This window comes from Gemmatimonadaceae bacterium, from assembly GCA_035633115.1.
Taxonomy (GTDB): Bacteria; Gemmatimonadota; Gemmatimonadetes; order Gemmatimonadales; family Gemmatimonadaceae; genus UBA4720.
In genome coordinates this window covers 324,564-345,749 of sequence record DASQFN010000047.1, presented here as the reverse complement: position 1 = coordinate 345,749, position 21,186 = coordinate 324,564, and the positions used below count along the sequence as shown (strand labels likewise).

Genomic DNA, 21,186 nt, shown 5'->3' with positions numbered 1-21,186 from the left:
GGACGCTAGTTGCTGTGCTCGGCATCCGGATAGACCTGGGAACGGACTTCGTCCGCATACTTCGCCACCGCCTCGCGGGACGTCTCAGCAAGGTTGGCGTAGCGCTTGAGAAACTTTGGCTCGAACCCGTCGTTCAAGCCGAGCAGATCGGGGAGCACGAGCACCTGCCCATCACAGTGCGGCCCGGCGCCGATGCCGATCGTCGGGATGCTCACCGCGGCAGTGATTTGTGCCGCGACGTCAGAGGGCAGCAGCTCGAGAACAACCGAGAATGCACCGGCCTGCTCGAGCGCTGACGCTTCATTCACGAGCCGATCAGCATCACCCTCTTCCCTGCCCTGAACCCGCATGCCGAGAGCCCGCACCGACTGCGGAGTAAAGCCCAGATGCGCCATCACCGGGATGCCGATCCGCGTCAGCGCCGCGACTGTCTTTACCATTTCAGAACTTCCGCCTTCCATCTTCACGGCGTCGGCGCCCGTCTCCTGCATGACTCGACCCGCGTTTAGAATTGCGCGCTCGACGCTCGCCTGGTAGGCGAGAAATGGCAGATCGACTACCAGTAGCGCGCGCTTTACTCCTCGTCGCACGGCCGCGCCGTGGTAGATCATCTGATCGAGCTTTACAGGAAGCGTCGAATCGAATCCAGCGACGACGTTCCCCACCGAGTCACCGACGAGCACGATGTCCACGCCCGCGTCGTCGACAACGCGAGCGAAAAGCACATCATATGCTGTCACGACGACGAGCTTCTGCCCTTCGCGCTTGAGGCGCGCTATCTCTCTAAGCGTGATGCGCTTCGCCGACGATGCCCGATTGTCAGACATGGAGAGCAATCCTCAGCTCGTCGAGCTCGCGCTGCCAGAAGTCGCGATTGTGAAGCTCCGGGTGGGGCACCGTCAGGACCTCGTCTGAAAACTCTTTTCCCTCGATCACAACTATGTCCAGATCGAGCGTGCGGGGAGCCCAGCGCATTGACCTGATCCGTCCCGCTGCGCGCTCGATGCGCTGCAGAGCGGAAAGAAAAGTACGTGGCGGAAGCATCGTCTCGACGGCCACCATCTGGTTCAGATATCGCCCCTGAGGAATAGGGCCGATCGGATCGGTCTCTTCTATAGGACTCTCTGCAACGATGCGAGCGCCGCGGATTGCGGCGATCGCGGCACGGGCCTTCGTCAGAGTCGTTTCGCGGTCGCCGAGGTTTGATCCGAGCGCAACATACACGAGGTCACTCATCAGCGGCGCGCTCCAGCGAGACTTCAGCGTACGAGAGCGGGCCCGGCAGTGCGACGTGAGGCTTCCGAACCGTTACGCGGGTGCGCCGAATGCCGGCGATTTCGAGCGCAGCCGCGGCAATGCGCTCGACGAGGTTCTCCAGATAATGGGTGTGGCCTTCGTTGACGACGGCCGCGACGAGATCGTACAGCTGACGATAGTCCACAATGCCTTCGCCACCATGAGCACCAGGCGGGCGCGCCACCCACACCGAAAGATCCACCTCTATGGACTGGGCAATCTGCGCTTCGTGCGGAAGCACGCCGATGCGCGTGTGGAAGGCCATGGCCTTCAGTGTTACGACGTCGAGCGAAGGCATTATCTCTAGGAGTCGAGTGCCGCGCGAAGCGCGGCAGCAAGATTCAGGGCTTCATCTGTGCTTCTGCCTGCCGCCTGCACGAGAGCGCTCCCCACGACTACTCCATCCGCAAGTCTCCCAACCGCGCGGGCCTGGTCCGGACTCGAGATGCCAAAGCCGACGCAGATCGGCAAGTCAGTCGCGCTCCGCAAACGCGCGACAGCAGGCTCGAGCTCCGCAGAGATCGACTCCTGCATTCCAGTCACTCCGAGGCGACTTATCAAGTACACAAATCCACTGCCGTGGCTCGAGATCTCCCGCATCCTCTCGAGTGGCGTCGTCGGCGCGACGAGCCTGATGAACGCAAGCTGGCTTTCGCCCAGCCACGCCTCTCGCTCCTTGTCCGCACCAACCGGAAGATCGGTTACGAGAACGCCGTCCACTCCCGCAGTCGCCGCCCGGTGCAGACAGGTCTCACCCGCGGCGAGGATCGGGTTCAGATAACTGAAGAGCACAACTGGAATGCCCAAATCCGCCTGCGCCACGAGTTCCAGTGTTCGCTCGAAGGTCATTCCTGCCTCGAGAGCGCGCATCGAGGTTTCCTGAATGATGGGCCCGTCGGCGATCGGATCGGAAAACGGAACACCTACCTCGACCACGTCCGCTCCCTGGTCCTCCAGGCCGCGAAGGAGCTCGAGCGACCTTTTCATGTCGGGGTAGCCGGCCGTGACGTAGCAGACCAGCGCCGTTCGACGCGTACCCTTCAGAATCGCGAATCGCCGATCTATTCGATTAGACGATACAATCGCCAATGTTGATGCCATACCTGTCGGGATCCGCCGTCTTGATGATCGTTCGGGGATAGTCGCCGTTGCTGTCTACCTGCGCAAGGTCAACTTCCAGTGGCGGAGCGACCATGTTGCCGTTGGCGTCACTCACGATCTTGACGATGGGACGGGACAGAGCATCAAAGCCCGAATTTGCCGCGGAAACCACCGCGAGCTCGAACGTGTCCAGGACAACGAGTGTGCCAGGCGGGTAAATACCGAGGAGGTTGATGAAGGCCTTCACGACAACGGGATCCATTCCGCGCCGCGGGTTGTCGCGCATATCCTGAAGCACCGCCGAGGGCGGGTATGGCACGGTCTGGTATGAGCGACGCGATGTCGCCGCGTCGTAACCGTCTGCAACCGCAACGATCCTGCTGGCCATACTCGGACTGCGCGGTCGGATGACCTTCGGGTACCCGCTCAAGTCCGCTCGCATGTGATGCTCGTAGGCAACGGTCATTGCGCGATAGCTGACTTCCTCCTGTTGACCCTTCAGGTTGAAGAGGACGAGGACACCGAGCCACGGATGCGCGGCAATGCGGAGCCACTCGTCCTCCGACAGGTCCTCGGATTTCTGAAGCAGCCCCACAGGAATCCGGGACTTTCCGATGTCATGCATCAGGGCGGAGATGCCGAGGTCGAACAGCTGGAGCTTCGTCATCCCAAGTCGGCGGCCAAGTGCAACAGAGAAGATGCAGACGTTGACGCTGTGCGTGAACGTGTACTCGTCGTAGTCGCGGATCGCGGTGAGCCCGATCAGCGATGTTTCCTCGTTGAGAATCTGGTCGACAATTCCCTGCACGACGCGCTTGATCTTCTTTATGCTCGGCGTACGCCCCAGCCTGACGGAGTTGATCACGTCCCGCGTGAGTGCGACTGAGCGCGTGTACGTGCGATTGGCCGCTTCCTTCGTCTGCTCGGCCTGCTCGTTGTCGTTGAGGTCTTCCTGCGGCGGCCCGAGCTCGAGCGATGTCAGTCCAGCGTCGGCGAGCTGTCCGATGATCTTCTCGCGCCGCTCGTCGGGATCTGTTTCGGTGGATGAGTCGAGGAGCGAGAGAAACACACGCCACGTGCGCTCTCCCGCGTCGTCGTGCACACGAATCACCCCGATGCCGGCGTCCCGACAGATCTTCAGCAGATAGCCAAAGCTCGCGTAGTTGGTAAGGTCGAGTCGAAGCCGAGTGGTATTGATGAAAATGAATTCACCGGAAAAGCGAAACTCGAGATCGCGCTCGCGCCCGACGATCTCGCGCGCAATTCCGGAAAGCTCCACGAGCGATCGCTTGACCGCAGTGTGCTCGAGAGGGTAGAGCTTGATTGCGCGAAGCGTTCCGTAGAACGAGATGATGAAGTCGCGGCCCCGCCGGCGCAGGTAGGCAGCGGCAGAGTCGACGCCCTTTGCCTTGTCAGGCTCGCGCTGCTGAGTGAGGGACAGGAGCTCAGCCACCCCGAATCGCCCTGCTCACCGCGTTTCGAACGATGAGCTCACCGTCGCCCCCCGCCTGCTGCAGTGCTTCCATAGCGAGCGAGGTTCCGATCTTTCCGAGCGCGATAGCGGCGCACGCCCGCAGCTCTGCCGGTTCTCGCCTGTGAAAGAATCCGCGCGAATTGAGGATACCGGAGAGAAACCCAACGCCTGCCTCACCGGCCAGCGCACCGTAGCTCTCTAAGAACGCCATCTTCTCCGCGAGAGATCCGTCACGAACGCTCGACGTACGAATGCGGGCTTCGATCCGCGGAACCGCCGCGCTGTGGCCGCGCGTCGCGAGCACGCGGACTGCAGCGATCCGAATGTCGGTGTCCTCATCCTCGAGCGCGCGGCCGAGAGCTTCCATCGCACCGGCCGAGCCGATCTGCGAGAGCGCAGTGACGGCCGCAATACGCATCTCCGGAGTTCCCTGCGCAATCGCTCCGGCCAGAGCGGGAACCGCCGCAGCCGCCTTCAGCGAACCCGCGCGGCGGATCGCCTCGAAGGCGACCACCCCATCCTCGACCGAAATCAGACGTACAAGCTCCGTCGTATGCGAAGCCGCCATCCGCGAAGCAGCGCTCTCGAGCAGAGCGCGGAGCTCGGCATTCGTGCTTCCACCAAGCCACCCGAGGATGCTCGCCATCGCCTTGGGATGAAGCTGCATCAGCAGCTCGTGAAGATCGTTCTGCGGCGGTCTGAGCGCAGTTGCCTCGAGAGTCTGCAGCAGCTGCTCGATAGCCTCCTGCTCACTCAGCCCGTCCGCGAGTGCGAGGAGCCGCTCTCTTTCGGTGTCGAGAACGTTCCGCGCGCGGCCCGCTGTAACTTTTGCCTCTCGAATGATGTAGGCCGCCGGGCCGAAATGGCCGAGCGAAAGCATCACGAGAAAGAACTGCTCCAGGATGGCGGCGATCTCCTCCCGGACTGTGGGGTCGAGCTCGGATTCGTATGTGTCGAGCAGTGATGCGACTACTCTGCTTCGCAGATCCGAGCTGAAGTCACTCTTTATCTCCCGCTGGAGGTAGTCGATCTCCGAGTCCTCGAGGAAGTAGAGCGTGGAATCGTATTCTTCCATCCGCGCGAAGGACGACGCGGAGAGAACTTCACTCTCCTGCGACTCGACCGCCCTCGGTGAAACGATTTTCGACCCAGCGACTATGCCGTGTGCCAGCAGCGGCGCCCCGACTTCAACCGCGAGCTCGACGTACTTGTACTGAAGGAACCCGAATTCGCGCTCCCACAGGCGCGTCAGCATGTCGTCGTCGTCAGCCGATGCAAGTCTGGTCCGCTGGACGATTTCAAGAAGCATCGCGAGCTCTTCATCCTCGAACCCGGGCAGCATCGTCAGCTCCCGTACGCCATCCTTGTAGAAGAGCCACGGCAGACTGTCCGACGTACGTCCAGGCTCCTCGATGACCGTGCGCCCGAGCCAGGCGAAGGTGCTGTCGGTAATCTGAAGCTCGAGCGAGCTGGCGTGGTCCCAGAGCGCCTTGAGCGATTCACGCACCGAGGTCATCGCCCGCGCATGCATTGGATTGTTGGACGCATACAGTTGTTGCGCGCGCGCCGCCTTCCCGAACTGGCGAAGGACGTCCGTGACAACCGATATCTCGAAGGGCGGCTCATCGGAATCTTCCACGAGCGCGAGGTTCGAGCGGAGCTCCGTCACTGGTCGAGGGCTCCATGCTCGGAGAGCTGAGCCATGTCCTTGTCACCGCGACCGCTGACACAGATGAGAACCACATCGTCGGGTGACCACGAGTTTGTCGCAGCCCAGGCGATTGCGTGTGCAGTTTCGAGCGCCGGAATGATTCCCTCGAGGCGGCTCAACATCTTGAATCCCTCGACGGCCTCACCATCCGTCACAGCGACATATTCCGCGCGGCCGGATTCCTTGAGAAACGAATGCTCCGGGCCGACGCCAGGGTAGTCGAGACCCGCTGAAATTGAATGCGCGGGATGAACCTGACCGTCGGCATCCTGAAGGAGATAGCTGAAGCTCCCGTGTAATACGCCCGGCGACCCCTTCAGAAGCGACGCGGCGTGCTCACCCGAGTCGAGACCGCGCCCGGCCGCCTCGACTCCAACGAGCCGAACAGCCCTGTCACTCTCAAATGCGTGAAAGATTCCGAGGGCGTTTGATCCGCCTCCGACACAGGCAACCACGACCGACGGCAAGCGACCAACGGCGGCGAGAATCTGCTCGCGGGCTTCTTTCCCGATGACAGCCTGGAATTCGCGCACCATCCTTGGATATGGCGCCGGACCAACAACAGAGCCGATGACGTAATAGCTCTCGCCCACGTTCGTCACCCAGTCGCGAATCGCTTCGCTGGTCGCGTCCTTGAGCGTCCGCGTTCCCGAGGTGACCGGAACTACCCTGGCCCCAAGCAGCCGCATGCGGTAAACGTTGAGCGCCTGGCGCCTGATGTCTTCCTCGCCCATGTAAACGACGCAGTCCAGGCCGAATCGCGCGCACACTGTCGCCGTCGCAACGCCGTGCTGGCCTGCACCGGTTTCTGCGATGATGCGTCGCTTACCCATCCGCCGCGCGAGCAGCACCTGACCGACGGTGTTATTGATCTTGTGCGCGCCGGTGTGATTGAGGTCCTCGCGCTTGAGGAAGACGGTCGCGCCGAGTGCTTCCGAAAGCCGGGGCGCCGAGCTGAGCGGCGACGGCCGGCCGACATAGCTCGACAGCATTTCATCCACCTCGACCATGAATGCCGAGTCGGCAACGGCCGCGTCGAACGCCGCAGCCAGCTCATCCAGAGCTGGTATCAATGTTTCCGGAACGTATCGGCCCCCGAAGGCGCCGAACCGGCCGGTCTCCGCCGTAGTTGTCATTCGGTGACTCGTTATGAGGAAGAGGTGGTTCTCCCTCCATCTGTAGACGCGGAACGTACCGCTTCCGCAAAAGCAAGCATTCTCGAGTGATCCTTGATTCCGGGTGACGCCTCGACTCCGGAGGAAACGTCGACGACGTTGGGCTGAAGGGCACGAATAGCAAAGGCGACGTTACCGGCGTCCAAACCACCCGCCAGAACGATGCTGGTGTCCTGTCGAGCGCGATCGACGGTATCCGCGAGCCGACCCCAATCGAAGGGCACGCCCGTGCCACCGGTCCGCCCGGAGACCCGGGTATCGAAGACAATCGCATCGGCTTCCCGGGCAAGATCGTCGAGATGGGGACTGAGCAGCTCCCCGTCGGGATCGACCGAGCCGACTGCCCAGATCTTACCAGCGAATCTCGCGCGAAGCGCTTCAATGGTCGCCGGCCCGATGTCACCATGGAGCTGGACAACATCTGCCGCCACGCGTTCTGCAGCGGCGGCGATATTCTCGATCGCACCGCCCGCGAAAACCGCGACCTTTCCAATGCCGGAACCTGCCGCACTGAACACGGAGCGGGCTGTGGCTTCATCGACTTGCCGCGGGCTTGTCGCGAAAATCGCCCCGACGTACGCGGCACCGAGCCTCGCGGCTGCCGTCGCGTCCTCCGTCCTCGTTATTCCGCAGAACTTGATGAGCGGGGTCGCATCCGCCTGAGCTTGCGGTATTTGATCGCTATCTGCCACGATTCACTCTGCCTACCCCGGTAAGTCGTTCGACTTCAGCCCGCGGATCGGCCGAGGCTGAGAGAAAGGAGCCGATCAGCACGGCATCGGCACCACAGGCGGCAACGCGTTCTATGCTCGCTCTGTCGGCATACCCGCTTTCGGCAACGGCGATGACGCCGTGAGGAATTCGCGGGATGAGTGACTCTGCGGTCCCCTGCTCGATCACGAGGCTCTCGAGATTCCGGTTGTTTACCCCGATGATTGTCGCTCCTGCCGCGAGAACTCTATCCAGCTCCGCTATATCTCTAACCTCGGCCACAATCTCCAGCTCGATTGCTCTCGCCGCTTCGAGAAAGTGCGAGAAAAGCGCGGGCTCGAGCGCTCGGGCGATGAGGAGCGCTGCCGAAGCGCCGAGGCAGCGCGCCTCGTGAAGCTGTGAGACGGAAACGTGAAAATCCTTCCGGAGAATCGGGAGCGCGGCACCGCGAGCTGCCGTACGGATGTCGTCGTCGGACCCGCCGAACCGGTCAGGCTCCGTCAGCACTGAAATCGCGGCTGCCCCGCCTCGCCGGTAAGCTCGTGCCTGTGCTTCGGCGTCGAGTCCGGGGCGAATCCCGCCGAGAGATGGCGAAGCTCGCTTGATCTCGGCGATCACCGCAACATGTGAAGCCCGAAGCGCGCTGAAAAGTGATGGAGCGCGTGGCATCGCGAGAGCCTCCGCTTCGAGTTCGGATGTTCGCCGTTCGAGGGCCGCCGCCCGGTCGGTCGCCGCTTTTATCAGGGCTCCCAGGGCGCCCTTTGGCGGGGCCCAAAGCGTTTTACCTTGCGTTTCGGGCGTTGTTCGGCTATCCTTTGAATTCGGCAAATGTTCGGTCAGGTCGCAGGCGAAGAAACCAATCTTCGAGGGAAAGATATGTCGCTGACAAAGCGCCAAAGGGAGATTCTCACTTACCTCTCAGAGTACTCCGAGGAGCGCGGTTACGCGCCCAGCTTCGAGGAAATCGCAGGCAAATTCGGATACAGCTCGCTGGCAACAGTGCATGAGCACCTGAGCAACCTCGAGAAGAAGGGCTACATCAAGAGAGAGTACAACGAGAGCCGTGCAATCGAGGTTCTACCGTCCGAGATGTACCCTCGCGCACATCAGCTTCCGCTGGTCGGTACGGTGGCTGCTGGTCTGCCCATCGAGGCCATAGAGACACGCGAGTCCATCGGGGTGCCAGATGACCTCGTTCGGCGGGGCGGCAACCATTATGTCCTTCGTGTCCGCGGCAATTCAATGATCGACGAACAGATTCGCGACGGAGATTTTGTCGTCGTGAATGAGCGCCAGGCGGCTGACAATGGTGAGATGGTCATCGCGCTGGTCGACGGCAATTCCGCTACCGTGAAGAAATTCTATCGCGAGCGGGACGGAAGGATCCGTCTCCAGCCGGCGAACGAATCGATGACGCCGATCTACGTCCATGAGAACGACATCTCGATTCAGGGCGTCGTCGTGGGCGTGATTCGCCGCTGCTGATCAGCTCGCCGCGTAAGCCGACCTGAGGCGGTCCAGAGCGCGGATCCCCTCGCCTTTCTCGAGTGCGTTCCGCGCGGCCGCGACGCCTTCCGAGTACGAGGCCACGTTCCCACTGACGTAAATCGCCGCGGCTGCATTCATCACGACCGCGGCCCGGGCGGCCGAGGGATCCGTGCTAACTGCCTGAGCGCCAAGAATCTCCAGGATGATTCGCGCATTGTTCGCCGAGTCGCCCCCGGCGAGAGCATCCGCATTCATGCCCATGTAGCCGAACTCCGCAGGGTCGATCGTCCATTCGGTCGCGCGGCCGTCGCGCACCTCCACAACGCTCGTGCGGCCGAGCGGTGAGATCTCGTCCAGGCCCGGCTCTCCATGAACCACGAGCGAATGGAGTGAGCCCAGCTCGAGGAGCGCGCCCGCGAGAATCGGCACCCGATTGGGATCGGCAACTCCGACAACCTGCCGCCGGGCACCGGCAGGGTTTGCAAGCGGTCCGACCACATTCATGACCGTAGGTATCGCGAGCTCTCGCCGCACCGGGCCGACGTGACGCATCGCCGGATGCATCAGCGGAGCGTACATGAAGACGATTCCCGCGCTCTCCAGAGCAGCCGCCATCGTCGTCACCGGGACCTCGAGCTTCACTCCCAGCGCTTCGAGGACGTCGGCGCTGCCGCACCGCGACGTGAACGACCGGTTCCCATGTTTTGCGATTCGCACTCCGGCCCCGGCCGCCAAAAGTGCGGCTGCTGTGGAGATATTGAACGTCGTGACGGCGCCGCCTCCGGTCCCGCACGTGTCGACGAGCGAATCCGGATCGGACGAATCGAGGCGCACCATCACCGCCCTCAGTGCTCGGACGACACCGGCGACTATATCGGCCGTCTCTCCCCGTACGCGAAGGCCGGTGAGCATGGCGGCTATCTGAACCGCGGTGGCCTCGCCTCTCATGATCACACCGAATGCATCTGCAGCATCGGTTGCCGTGAGAGCGGAATGATGCGCGAGCTTGACGATTGCCGCGTAAAGCGGCGACTGAGGCGGGACCGCAGTCATCTGAGCCTCGGGTCAGCTGCGCGGGCTGAACGCGGCCCTGACTCTTCGCACGATTTCTTCCGGATCGCCGCCTTCATCGAGTGCGCGCTCGATCTCATATAGAGTGCGCCCCTGATTCCGTGCGAGCTCACCTTGCGAGTGAAGCTCCACGTGAGCCTCCTCCAGGCGGCTGACGGCTCGCGCAATCTGGTCTTCGACTGCCGTGAGACGGGCTCCTCTCGCGTGTGCGTCGTCGGCAGCAGCGGCGATTGCCCGCTCGAGCTCGGCAATCCGCTGAGCCGCGGCCTCGTCGGGTGAGCCATTGAGTGACCGTGCCTGATCGAGCTCGGCTTTGAGCCCGCGGACGGCGCTGTTGTACTCGGAGTGGATGTTCCGCGTCAGCTCCTCCAGAGCCTGCACCGCCTCGAAGCGCGCGTCGTGCTCCGCGATGCGCTCGAATGCGAGCGCAAACAAGTCGATTGCCGGGGCAAGCCGCTCGATGACTCGATTGCCGAACCGTCGCCTCGGCTCGTACACGGCGACAAACCCACAGATCTCGCCGTCGAGTGTAAGACCACGAACAGAAAGAATTCCACCGCCCTGCTGTGGCGCCAGACCCAGGAGCTTCAGGTAGTCGTCCGACTCAGTACCGAAGTCCGCGACCGCCGAGCCAGACGCGAGAGTCCGGCGAATTGGCGCCGGGAGATGGTCCACTGCGACGTTCATGGGGGTTCGGCCGATGCCGCCGGCAACTGGAGTCAGGCGCTCGGTTATGAGCTGGCGGCGCGAATCACACAAAAAAAGCGCGACCTGCGCCGAGCGTTCGATGTCCCACGCTTCGTGCTGCAGCAGCGTCAGCGCGGCATCCGCATCGCGGGCTGCGGAAAGAACCGTGGCTAGACTGGCGAGTGTGCGAGGCGGCATTTGGTCCGGAAACGCAGAGTGCGCGTCCCGAGTTTGAGCGTTGCATCATTGAATGTCAATCACCAGGATCGTCGCGCGGGTCGTCCACTCTATTTCGTCGGTGGGCACATCTGAGAATGGGAGGCTGAGCCGATCAACAAACGTCACTGACTCCAACTCGCACACTCGCGGCAGTTTCCGCCGCACGGTAACTTCAGCCATGACGTCACGCTGCATGCAACTTGTACTGCAGTACGACGGAGCGGGCTTCGCGGGGTGGCAACGGCAGCCTGATGAAAGAACCGTGCAAGGCGTTGTCGAGGACGCGCTGCTCAGATTGTGCCAGTCGCACGTATCCGTGCTCGGCGCAGGAAGGACCGACGCCGGAGTTCACGCTCGCGGTCAGGCCGCGGGAGTGAGAGTGCCGGAAAAATGGACCGCGCCGGCGCTGCGACGCTCGCTCAACGCGGTCCTACCTTCGGATGTCTGGGTGAAATCATCATTCGAGATGCGCCAGGAATTTCATGCGCGATATAGTGCGTTGTCGCGGAGCTACAGCTATCTGGTTGGAACCGATGAGGAGGCGGAGTCACCGTTCAGAAGAAATCGCGAGCTTTCCTGGCGGCGCCCAATTGACATGACGTCACTCGATCAGGCCGCGGCCGAAATAATCGGCGATCACTCATTCCGCGCTTTCGCGGTAAAAGGCACCGCCCCCGTGCACGATGAGCATCGCTGCACCATCTATGAGGCAGCGTGGACCGAGCGGAGCGACGGCATCGATTTCCGAATCCGGGGGAACCGTTTCTTGCACCACATGGTCCGATTTCTCGTGGGCACGATGCTGGACGTTGCCGGCGGCCGCCGCGATGCAGGCCTCGTGAAACGACTGCTCGAATCCGGCGACAACCACGAGGCGTCACCGCCGGTGCCACCGCATGCGCTCTACCTCGACCAGGTTGAATATCCTCCCGAACTCTATCTGCGAGCCACATGAACATTTTCATCGAGAGCGTCTCGATCGACGAGATCCGGCAGGCTTCGGCGGCCGGATTCGCCGACGGAGTGATCTTTTCCGAGTATGATCATTCGGCGGGCCAGGCCGCGGTCGGGGCACACGACCTGATCGCGGCTATTGCACAGGAGTTTGCAGTTCCGATCTGCGTCGAGGTCGGCGCGATCAGCGGCGACGACATGTATCAGGCCGCACGTGAGCTCGCCAGAATCTCCGACAACGTCGTCGTTCAGCTTCCCCTGGTGGAGGATGCCCTCGTTCCCATGCATCGTCTGAATGCAGAAGGAATCGGCATCTGTGCGACTTACGTGTTCAACGGCGCGCAGGCCGTCCTCGCCGCAAAGGCAGGTGCATCGATGGTTCGCGTGTCCCTGCACGACCTCGACGCTCAGGGTCAGACGAGCACCAACGCGGTTACCGAGATCCGTTCGCTCCTCGCCGCAAGCGAGTGCGAGTGCGATGTGATGGTCGCCTCTCCCCGCACTACGACGCAGTTCACGGAATGCATCACTGCCGGCGCTCAGATCGTTTGCGTCGAGCCTGCTGTGCTGCGCTCGCTGCTTCTTCATCCGCTCACCGATCGGGGGTTGGATCGATTCCTCAGCAGCCTCAGCAAGCGTCCGCGAGCCCCTGTGGATCAGCAATGAAATCACCTCTGTGGATCGCCCTTCTCCCTGTGCTCGTTGGCGCTTGCGAGGAAAAGGCGCTGCCGGCCGCCGAGGCGACACAGCTTCCGGCACAGCGCACAGAGGAGATTGCCGCTGGCCGGCGCACCGCGATTACCGCGGCCGTCGCGCGAGTTGCACCGAGCGTGGTGACCGTGCAAACGGAGGTCGTCGAGCGGGTCCCCGCGGACCTGCTGGAGCAATTCTTCGGCGGTCGTTCCGGCACACGCTCTGCCGCCGGCCTCGGGTCGGGCTTCATCGTCCGCGAGGACGGCGTGATTCTGACGAACGCACACGTCGTCACCGGCGCATCACGCATCTCCGTTGCAATGCGCGACGGCACAACGTATCCGGCCAGGCTCCTCGGGGCGGACGAATCCAACGATCTCGCGGTGATCAAGATCGACGCCAAGGGCTTCCCGGTCGCTCCTCTGGGCAATTCGTCCAATCTCCTCGTTGGAGAATGGGCAATAGCAATTGGAAATCCTTACGGATTCATGCTGGCGAATACCGAGCCGAGCGTGACGGCCGGCGTCGTCAGCGGAACCGGCCGCAATCTCGCTGCACAGAGTCAGGGCTCAGGCGTTTATGTCGACATGATACAGACGGACGCGTCCATCAATCCCGGCAACTCGGGCGGGCCTCTCGTAAACGCGCTGGGTCAGGTGATCGGCGTGAACAGCTCCATCTATTCGCCGAGCGGCGGGTCGATCGGCCTTGGCTTCGCGATTCCGATCAACCGGGCTCGGCGCGTAGCGGACGATCTGCTCGCGCACGGCGTCGTGCGGCGGCCGTGGATTGGCATCAAGCTTCAGCTCGGCAGCGCGACGAGAACCCGCGCTTCCTCGTCGAACGGAATTCCGATTGTCTCGGTCGTCGCGGGCTCGCCGGCGGACCGGGCCGGCATCCGTGCGGGGGACGTGCTGGCACAATCGCGGGAACGATCGATCCATAACCCGTACGACTGGGAAGCGGAGCGGCTGGAGCTGCGGGTTGGAGAGGATGTGCCGCTAGTGCTCCGGCGTGGTGGACAAACGGTACGCGTGAGCGTGAAGGTCGCCGACCTGCCGGAGGTGAATGCACCGAAGGTGACGGTTCTCCGTGAGATTCAGCTCGTCACGCTGACGCCCGCAATCAGGGCAGAGCGTGGCGTGCGCCGCGCGAATGGAGCACTCGTGCAGATGGTGACGCCGCGGGTGGCCGAGCAGCTGGGAATTCAGGCGGGCGACGTAATCCTTCAAGTCAATCGAGTGCCAATCGCAGACGCCCAATCAGCCGCGCGAGCGATCGACTATTACGCCGGACGCGGAGTGATCGTGATGTACCTGGAGCGCGGAGGCCAGGTATACACAACCGAGTTCGTGATCCAGTAATGATGCACGACACATACTCGTCACCCCTTTCGGAGCGATACGCATCGGAGGCGATGCTCGAGCTGTGGTCTGCGCGGACGCGGTACGGCCTGTGGCGCCGGCTATGGCTCGTGCTTGCGGAAGCCGAGAAGGCGCTGGGCGTCCCGATTCCGGACGCAGCGATGGAGCAGATGCGCGCGAATCTGGACGGCATCGATTTCGACGCGGTCGCTGCGTACGAACGACGCTTCCGTCACGACGTGATGGCACACCTTCACGCTTTCGGCGACGCCGCACCTGCCGCAAAGCCGTTCATACATCTCGGCGCAACGAGTGCCTACGTCACCGACAACGCAGACCTCATTCTGATGAGGCGCGGTCTCCACCTCCTGAGGGGAAGACTCGTTGGAGTTCTGCGCTCGCTCGCGGCATTCGCCGCGGAATGGAAGGACGAGCCCACACTGGGATACACTCACCTGCAGCCGGCTCAGCTCACGACTGTCGGAAAGCGCGCCACACTGTGGATGCAGGACCTCGTTCTCGACGTGCTGGATCTCGACCACCGCGTTTCGACTCTTCCTTTCCGCGGAGTGAAAGGAACGACTGGAACGCAGGCGAGCTTTCTCGAGATATTCGAGGGCGACCATGCTAAGGTCCGCGAGCTGGACAGGCGCGTCACCGCGATGATGGATTTTCCATCGTCGCTGAGTGTCACCGGCCAGACATACACACGCAAGCTCGACGCTTCGATTCTCGCTGTCGTCGCAGGCATCGCCGCTTCGGCAGCCAAGTTCAGCGGCGACATCCGCATGCTCCAGTCGTTCGGCGAGATCGAGGAGCCTTTCGAGCAGGAGCAGGTTGGCTCCTCGGCCATGGCTTACAAGCGAAACCCGATGCGATCAGAGCGCATTGCCGGTCTCGCCCGTTTCGTTCTCTCGCTCGAGCCCAACGCGAACCAGACACATTCTGTTCAGTTCCTCGAGCGCACGCTCGACGACAGCTCGAACAGACGGCTCGTTATTCCTGAATCATTTCTCGCCGCCGAAGCGATTCTCATTCTCATGAGCAATGTCGCGTCGGGACTCGAAGTGCGGCGCAACCGAATCGCCGAGCGTGTCCGCGCCGAGCTGCCCCTGATGGCCACAGAGCGCCTCATTGTGCTGGCGGTCCGCGGCGGACGCGATCGCCAGGACGCTCACGAAGCCATCCGTCGCCATACCGTTGCGTTTTCAAGAGACGCCTCTGATGGACGCGAATCAGGTGGGCTGCTCGATAGACTGGCTGGCGACCCTCAGCTCGGCCTGAGCCGTCACGATATCGAAGATGCGGCGGACCCGCGGGCGTTCGTCGGTCGAGCGCCACAGCAGGTGGACGAGTTCCTCGATGAGGTTGTCGCGCCGCTGCTGGCGGGTGCTGAAGACGGCGCCGGCCACACGGAGGTGCGCGTCTAAGTGCTGGTCGCGGAGACGGGGCTTCCCCTCCCGCTTCTCCGGCGGGGCAAGGTGCGAGACGTCTACGAAGTCGACGCTGAGCGCCTGCTGCTCGTTGCAACCGATCGGGTGAGCGCCTTCGACGTCGTGATGTCGGAGACGATTCCGTTCAAGGGCGCCGTTCTCACGCAGCTCACCGCATGGTGGCTCGAGCAGCTTGCCGGCCTCGTTCGCCATCACATGCTTTCCGCCGACAGTGAAGAGATCATTCGGCGGCTGCCGCAGCTTGCGGCGCACGCCGATGAGCTTCGCGATCGGATGATGCTCTGCGTTCGTGCGGAAGTGTTTCCGGTTGAATGCGTGATTCGCGGATACATCGCGGGGTCGGCGTTGAAGGAGTATCTGGCGCACGGGACTCTGGCCGGCGAGAAACTTCCTCCGAACGTCCGTGAGGCGGAGCGCCTGCCGGTGCCGCTTTTCAGTCCGGCAACGAAAGCCGAACACGGGCACGACGAGAACATCACCATCTCGAAGATGCGCGAGCTTGTGGGGAGCGAAGCCACAGCCGAGCTGGAGCGTCTGACACGCCTTGTCTACGAATACGGCCGCGCGGTCGCGGGCGAGCGCGGCATCATCATCGCGGATACGAAGCTGGAGTTTGGCTACTCGGGAAGCTCGCGGGGATTCGACCCTGCGGAGGTTATATTAGTGGACGAAGTGCTGACTCCCGACAGCTCCCGATTCTGGCCGCACGAAGGTTTCAAGCCCGGCCGGACTCAACCGAGCTTCGACAAGCAGCCGCTACGCGATCATCTCGACGGTGAGCGGCGCCTCGGCAACTGGAACGGCGAGCATCCTGCGCCGCCCCTGCCGCCGGACGTCGTGCACGCCACGAGCGACCGGTATCTCGAAATCTTCCGCCGGTTGACAGGCGCGCCTCTTCGGAATGGACCGATCCATTGAACTTTGCGCGCGAAGGATACCTTTTCATTGGCATTGCGACACTCGCTGCCGTAGCAGCGTTCGCTCTCGCTCTGGCACGCAGGTCCTGGGCGCTGTGGTTGCTCGCAGTGATCGTAACGCTCATTGCCCTGTGGGTCGCGTACTTCTTCCGCGATCCCGAGCGTACGGGCGACCGAGGCGCCCAGCTGGTCCTCGCTCCCGCCGATGGACGGCTCATAATGCTGACGGAGGTGGATGAGTCGGCCTTCATCAAGGGCCGGGCCGTCCGCATGTCCATCTTCATGAACGTCTTCAACGTCCATGTAAACAGGTACCCGGTGGACGGGACGGTGAGTTACGTGCATTACAACAAGGGAAAGTTCATCAACGCGGCCGCCGAGAAATCCAGTCTCGAGAACGAGCAGATGTCGGTTGGAATTGAATCCGGTCAGCACCGCGTGCTGGTTCGCCAGATAGCGGGGCTGATCGCGCGACGAATCGTGACGTATAGCAAGGTTGGGACGGTTGTGCGTCAGGGCGACCGAATGGGACTGATCAGATTCGGATCGCGGGTGGATGTCTTCGTTCCCGCTGACGCCCGAGTCCTCGCCAAGGTTGGTGATCTGACGACCGCCGGGACGACCGTGCTGGCAGAGCTGCAATGATCGGCACCCCGGACGAGCCCCGCGAGCATCGGGTGAGGCGTGGCCGGCAGAAGCTTCGGCGAAGCGTCGTGGTTCTGCCGAGCGGCCTGACGCTGGCCAACCTCTTCTGCGGCGTCTTCGCGATAATCAGCGCGTCGCGCAATCAGCTCGATCTGGCCGGACTGTTGATCGTGCTGGGCGGAGTTGCCGACGCGCTTGACGGACGCGTGGCGCGGGCAACGGGCAGCGGATCCCGATTCGGCTCGGAGCTTGACTCGCTCGTTGACGTGATCTCGTTCGGACTGGCTCCAGCGATGATCATGTACTTCGCGATCCTGAATCGTGAGGGGTGGGACTGGCTCGTCGTCTTTTTCTACGTTGCCTGCGCGGCAATCAGACTCGCGCGCTTCAACGTCGAGCAGGCGGGCCGGGCCAAGCGGTACTTCCACGGGCTGCCCAGCCCCGCCGCGGGAATGACGCTCGCCACCTATTACTGGTTCAGTCAGACCCCGCTGTACACGGAGACCATCCTTGGAGATCTGCCGTGGCATTTCTGGCTCCGGTTCCTGATGCTGGCCCTCGCTTTTCTGATGATCAGCAACGTCTCGTATCCCGCAGTCCCGACTATCGGCTATCGCAAGATCTCGGAGATCCTCGGCTCACTCGTCGTGGCCGGTACGATCCTGGGCATCATCTTCCTGCAGAAACAATTCTACTTCCCAGCCCTTGTCGCTTATGTCCTCTACGGTGTGGGCAAAACAGTATTCTTTGGACTGATCGGCAAGCTTCCACGCGGGGACATCCCGGTAATTACCGACGACGACGAGGAGTTCGACGTCGGGCGGACCGATCCGCCGGAGATACTGGTGCCGGACATCGGCCCGGTTCCGCAGCGAGGGACGCGCCGGCGCAAACGCCGGCGTCCTTATCCTCGCGAGGACGAAAATCGCCCGCGCGATTTTCCACCTCGCCCCGCGGCGCCCGACGAGGACCTGTGAGCATATTCCGTGTATCCGTTCATATCACTCCTCGCCGCGGCATCCTCGATCCGCAGGGTAAGGCCGTGGAAAGCGCCCTTCATTCGCTGGGGTTCGAGGGAGTGATGTCAGTGCACGTCGGCCGCCACCTGACTATCGACACCGAAAGCGAGAATGCCGACGCCGCAGTAACGTCGGTAACGGCAATGTGTGAGCGCCTGCTCGCCAACCCTGTGACGGAAGACTTCGAGATCGAATCCGCGACACCTGCATGAAGTTTGGAATCGTCACCTTCCCGGGCTCGAACTGCGACTACGACACTATGCGCGGGGTCGTCGACACGCTTGGGGAACAGGGAGTTTACATCTGGCACAAGGACCGCGATCTGCAGGGCGTGGATGTAGTCGTGCTCCCGGGGGGATTCAGCTACGGCGATTACCTGCGTCCCGGCGCGATCGCGCGGTTCAGTCCGATCATGAACGAGGTCGTGTTGCACGCGCGCCGCGGCGCACCCGTTCTCTGCATTTGCAACGGATTCCAGATCGCGTGCGAGGCCGGCCTGCTCCCCGGAGCATTGCTTCGAAATCAGACACTGCAGTTCGTTTCGTCGCCGATCACAATGCGGGTCGAGAATACTCGGACCATTTTCACGTCGTCGTACGAGCCGGGTCAGCTCGTCACGATGCCAGTTGCCCACGGCGATGGGCGCTATACGGCCGATGCAGAGACGCTGGACAAGCTCGAGAGTGAGGGACGAGTGGTTTTCCGCTACGTGGATTCCAGGGGAGAAGCGTCGGCGCGGGCAAATCCGAACGGCGCGGCCAATAACATCGCGGGGATAGTCAACGAGCGCGGCAACGTCGTGGGGCTCATGCCACACCCTGAGCGGGCAATGGATCAGATCGTCGGTTCGTGTGACGGCATTGGAATCTTCGAGTCTCTACTCGAATCGGCTGCGTCAGCGTGACGAAGGTCCTTCCCCGCCCCGGCGATCCGCCAATCACTCCCGACATCGTCGCGGAGCACGGACTGACTGACGCTGAATTCGACTGGCTCGCAAGAATGCTCGGACGCACGCCTACATTCACCGAGCTCGGAATCATCAGCGCGTTGTGGAGTGAGCACTGCTCTTACAAGCATTCCCGAAATCTGCTGAAGACGCTCCCGACTTCAGCGCCGTATGTGCTCCAGGGTCCGGGCGAGAACGCCGGCGTGATCTCGATTGGTGACGGCATGGCCGTCGCTTTCAAGATCGAGTCGCACAATCATCCCTCGGCCGTCGAACCGTACCAGGGAGCGGCAACCGGCGTCGGTGGAATTCTCCGCGACGTCTTCACGATGGGAGCACGTCCGGTGGCCATGCTCAACTCGCTACGCTTCGGATCTCTCGAGAGCGCGCGAGTGCGATACCTCTTTTCGGGAGTCGTAAAAGGAATTGGCGACTACGGAAACTGCGTCGGTATTCCCACCGTTGCCGGCGAGATCGTCTTCGATCCAGCCTATGAGACAAACCCTCTCGTCAACGCGATGTGCGTCGGCCTGGTGCACGAGAAAGATCTGATTCGCGCAAAGGCCGAGGGAGTCGGCAACCCGATAATGGCGGTCGGGGCCCGCACGGGTCGCGACGGAATTCATGGAGCATCGTTCGCTTCGGAAGATCTCTCGGAGGCGAGCGACGCAAAGCGGCCGCGTGTGCAGGTGGGCGACCCGTTCACCGAGAAGCTTCTTCTCGAGGCGAGCCTCGAGCTCATCGCAAGCGGACATATCGTAGCCATCCAGGACATGGGAGCAGCCGGGCTCACCTCCTCCTCGGCGGAGATGGCCGAGCGCGGCGAAGTTGGCGTGGTGATCGACGTCACCAAAGTCCCGGTGCGGGAGACAGGCATGACTCCGTACGAGATTCTGCTCAGCGAATCCCAGGAGCGGATGCTCGTCGTCGCACTTCGCGGGCGGGAGGACGAAGTCAGAGCGATACTCGCAAAATGGGATCTGGAAGCGGAGGTGATCGGTGAAGTCATTGCCGAGCCCGTTTATCGCGTAACAGAGGGCGAGCGGATCGTCGCTGAGTTCCCGGGTTCGCGGCTCGTCACGGATTGCCCGCGCTACTCGCCGCCGGCACGCGAAGACCCTGAGATTGCGGCCTTGCGCGCCGTTGACGTGGACGCAATCGCAGAGCTTCCGGAGGAGAGTGATCGCTCGTGGACACTGCTGCAGCTTCTCGCTTCGCCGACAATTGCGAGCAAGGCCTGGGCTTACCGACAGTATGACTCGACCGTTCGCACGAACACGGTCGTTGGCCCTGGCGGCGACGCAGCCGTCATCCGCGTGCGCGGAACGCGAAAGGGCCTCGCGCTCAAGACCGACGGCAACGGGCGCTATGTCTATCTCGACCCACGAATGGGAGGACGTCTCGCCGTGGCCGAAGCCGCGCGCAACGTCGCGGCCAGCGGCGGACGTCCGATGGCAATCACGAACTGTCTCAACTTCGGCAATCCGAAGCGGCCCGAAGTCTTCTTTCAGCTGAGCGAGGCCATAGCGGGAATAGGCGAGGCCTGCACGACCCTCTCGACACCCGTCACCGGTGGGAATGTATCACTCTATAATGAGAGTCCCGCCGGCGCCGTCTACCCGACACCGGTAATTGGAATGGTCGGCGTGCTGAGCGACATCGCCCACGCGACGCGGGCGACGTTCCGCAACGAAGGAGACCACATCGTCCTCTTCGGCGAGTGCACAGGCGAGCTCGGCGGCAGCGAGTATCTCGCGTGCATACACGGTGTTGTTGCCGGCCGCCCACCGGCGTGCGATCTCGACGCGGAGCGCGCCGCCATCGAAGCGCTTCTCGAATGCATCGCTGACGGACTCGTCGCATCCGCGCACGATTGCAGCGACGGTGGCCTTGCCGTGGCGCTCGCAGAGTGCTGCGTCGCAAATCGCGACCCGCCGCATGGCATCGACATCGAGCTCGGATCGGATCACGGCATTTCTACGCGTGCGGCATTGTTCGGCGAGGCGCAGGCGCGGTTCGTTCTCTCGACAAGCGCCGTCGAGGCCGTGTTGCAAATTGCCTCCTCGCACGGGGTTCCTGCTCGCGAGATTGGCAGCGTTACGGGTCCGGAGGAAGGTTTTCGTATCGGACTGGGCGGCGACGTGCTGAGGGCCGAGGTGAATGCACTCTCCGACGCCTATCACAACGCGATTCGAGAGATCATGTCGCGGCCGGCGCTTGCGTCCGACCCGGAGCCCGAGCCTGTCATGGCCGGCGTCTGA

General features: G+C 62.5%; 22 protein-coding genes. 11 read left to right on the top strand and 11 right to left on the bottom strand.

The window, feature by feature from the left end:
* Positions 1 to 5: 5 nt before the first annotated feature.
* Genes panB through VES88_06095 form a run of 9 tightly spaced genes read right to left on the bottom strand, consistent with a single transcriptional unit; the run spans position 6 to position 8,296 of the window.
* Positions 6 to 827 (bottom strand): 3-methyl-2-oxobutanoate hydroxymethyltransferase, encoded by an 822-nt coding sequence (gene panB, locus VES88_06135; protein ID HYN81062.1) that lies wholly within the window; start codon positions 825 to 827, stop codon positions 6 to 8.
* Positions 820 to 1,236: a 2-amino-4-hydroxy-6-hydroxymethyldihydropteridine diphosphokinase gene (gene folK, locus VES88_06130; protein HYN81061.1), complete on the bottom strand. Its 417-nt coding sequence runs from the start codon at positions 1,234 to 1,236 to the stop codon at positions 820 to 822. The genes panB and folK overlap by 8 nt, the downstream gene beginning before the upstream one ends.
* On the bottom strand, positions 1,229 to 1,594 hold the full coding sequence (locus VES88_06125) for a dihydroneopterin aldolase (GenBank protein HYN81060.1): 366 nt from the start codon (positions 1,592 to 1,594) through the stop codon (positions 1,229 to 1,231). The genes folK and VES88_06125 overlap by 8 nt, the downstream gene beginning before the upstream one ends.
* 5 nt (positions 1,595 to 1,599) lie before the next feature.
* Positions 1,600 to 2,397: a tryptophan synthase subunit alpha gene (trpA, locus tag VES88_06120; protein ID HYN81059.1), complete on the bottom strand. Its 798-nt coding sequence runs from the start codon at positions 2,395 to 2,397 to the stop codon at positions 1,600 to 1,602.
* Entirely contained in the window at positions 2,366 to 3,850 is a 1,485-nt protein-coding gene (locus VES88_06115) for an HD domain-containing phosphohydrolase (protein HYN81058.1), read from the bottom strand. Before VES88_06115 ends, trpA begins: the two co-directional genes overlap by 32 nt.
* On the bottom strand, positions 3,843 to 5,540 hold the full coding sequence (locus VES88_06110; protein ID HYN81057.1) for a HEAT repeat domain-containing protein: 1,698 nt from the start codon (positions 5,538 to 5,540) through the stop codon (positions 3,843 to 3,845). Before VES88_06110 ends, VES88_06115 begins: the two co-directional genes overlap by 8 nt.
* Positions 5,537 to 6,718 carry a tryptophan synthase subunit beta gene (gene trpB, locus VES88_06105; protein ID HYN81056.1) on the bottom strand — a complete coding sequence of 394 codons (1,182 nt, stop codon included), beginning with the start codon at positions 6,716 to 6,718 and terminating at the stop codon, positions 5,537 to 5,539. Before trpB ends, VES88_06110 begins: the two co-directional genes overlap by 4 nt.
* 11 nt (positions 6,719 to 6,729) lie before the next feature.
* Positions 6,730 to 7,449, bottom strand: a complete 720-nt coding sequence (locus VES88_06100) for a phosphoribosylanthranilate isomerase (GenBank protein ID HYN81055.1) — start codon at positions 7,447 to 7,449, stop codon at positions 6,730 to 6,732.
* A complete protein-coding gene (locus VES88_06095) occupies positions 7,439 to 8,296 on the bottom strand; it encodes an indole-3-glycerol phosphate synthase TrpC (protein HYN81054.1) in 858 nt (285 codons plus the stop codon). Before VES88_06095 ends, VES88_06100 begins: the two co-directional genes overlap by 11 nt.
* A 48-nt stretch (positions 8,297 to 8,344) precedes the next feature.
* On the opposite strand from VES88_06095, the gene lexA reads away from it, so the two are divergent.
* Positions 8,345 to 8,953, top strand: coding sequence for a transcriptional repressor LexA (gene lexA / locus VES88_06090; GenBank protein ID HYN81053.1), 609 nt, complete (start codon positions 8,345 to 8,347; stop codon positions 8,951 to 8,953).
* Here the strand turns inward: lexA and trpD are convergent, their stop codons facing one another.
* Both trpD and VES88_06080 read right to left on the bottom strand, forming a co-directional pair.
* Positions 8,954 to 10,009: an anthranilate phosphoribosyltransferase gene (gene trpD, locus VES88_06085; protein ID HYN81052.1), complete on the bottom strand. Its 1,056-nt coding sequence runs from the start codon at positions 10,007 to 10,009 to the stop codon at positions 8,954 to 8,956.
* Between the two features lie 12 nt (positions 10,010 to 10,021).
* Positions 10,022 to 10,912 carry a hypothetical protein gene (locus VES88_06080; GenBank protein ID HYN81051.1) on the bottom strand — a complete coding sequence of 297 codons (891 nt, stop codon included), beginning with the start codon at positions 10,910 to 10,912 and terminating at the stop codon, positions 10,022 to 10,024.
* Positions 10,913 to 11,126: 214 nt separating this feature from the next.
* Between VES88_06080 and truA the strand changes: the two genes are divergently transcribed.
* The 10 genes from truA to purL are packed head-to-tail and all read left to right on the top strand — an operon-like array spanning position 11,127 to position 21,186.
* Positions 11,127 to 11,888 carry a tRNA pseudouridine(38-40) synthase TruA gene (gene truA / locus VES88_06075; protein ID HYN81050.1) on the top strand — a complete coding sequence of 254 codons (762 nt, stop codon included), beginning with the start codon at positions 11,127 to 11,129 and terminating at the stop codon, positions 11,886 to 11,888.
* Positions 11,885 to 12,553, top strand: a complete 669-nt coding sequence (locus tag VES88_06070; GenBank protein ID HYN81049.1) for a transaldolase family protein — start codon at positions 11,885 to 11,887, stop codon at positions 12,551 to 12,553. Before truA ends, VES88_06070 begins: the two co-directional genes overlap by 4 nt.
* Positions 12,550 to 13,944, top strand: a complete 1,395-nt coding sequence (locus VES88_06065) for a trypsin-like peptidase domain-containing protein (protein HYN81048.1) — start codon at positions 12,550 to 12,552, stop codon at positions 13,942 to 13,944. Before VES88_06070 ends, VES88_06065 begins: the two co-directional genes overlap by 4 nt.
* Complete coding sequence (gene purB, locus VES88_06060) at positions 13,944 to 15,374, top strand: adenylosuccinate lyase (GenBank protein ID HYN81047.1); 1,431 nt, start codon at positions 13,944 to 13,946, stop codon at positions 15,372 to 15,374. The genes VES88_06065 and purB overlap by 1 nt, the downstream gene beginning before the upstream one ends.
* Complete coding sequence (locus VES88_06055) at positions 15,375 to 16,316, top strand: phosphoribosylaminoimidazolesuccinocarboxamide synthase (GenBank protein HYN81046.1); 942 nt, start codon at positions 15,375 to 15,377, stop codon at positions 16,314 to 16,316.
* Positions 16,313 to 16,960, top strand: coding sequence for a phosphatidylserine decarboxylase family protein (locus tag VES88_06050; protein HYN81045.1), 648 nt, complete (start codon positions 16,313 to 16,315; stop codon positions 16,958 to 16,960). The genes VES88_06055 and VES88_06050 overlap by 4 nt, the downstream gene beginning before the upstream one ends.
* Positions 16,957 to 17,937, top strand: a complete 981-nt coding sequence (gene pssA / locus VES88_06045; protein ID HYN81044.1) for a CDP-diacylglycerol--serine O-phosphatidyltransferase — start codon at positions 16,957 to 16,959, stop codon at positions 17,935 to 17,937. The genes VES88_06050 and pssA overlap by 4 nt, the downstream gene beginning before the upstream one ends.
* Positions 17,934 to 18,191 carry a phosphoribosylformylglycinamidine synthase subunit PurS gene (gene purS / locus VES88_06040; GenBank protein ID HYN81043.1) on the top strand — a complete coding sequence of 86 codons (258 nt, stop codon included), beginning with the start codon at positions 17,934 to 17,936 and terminating at the stop codon, positions 18,189 to 18,191. The genes pssA and purS overlap by 4 nt, the downstream gene beginning before the upstream one ends.
* On the top strand, positions 18,188 to 18,883 hold the full coding sequence (gene purQ, locus VES88_06035; protein HYN81042.1) for a phosphoribosylformylglycinamidine synthase subunit PurQ: 696 nt from the start codon (positions 18,188 to 18,190) through the stop codon (positions 18,881 to 18,883). The genes purS and purQ overlap by 4 nt, the downstream gene beginning before the upstream one ends.
* Positions 18,880 to 21,186 (top strand): phosphoribosylformylglycinamidine synthase subunit PurL, encoded by a 2,307-nt coding sequence (purL, locus tag VES88_06030; GenBank protein HYN81041.1) that lies wholly within the window; start codon positions 18,880 to 18,882, stop codon positions 21,184 to 21,186. Before purQ ends, purL begins: the two co-directional genes overlap by 4 nt.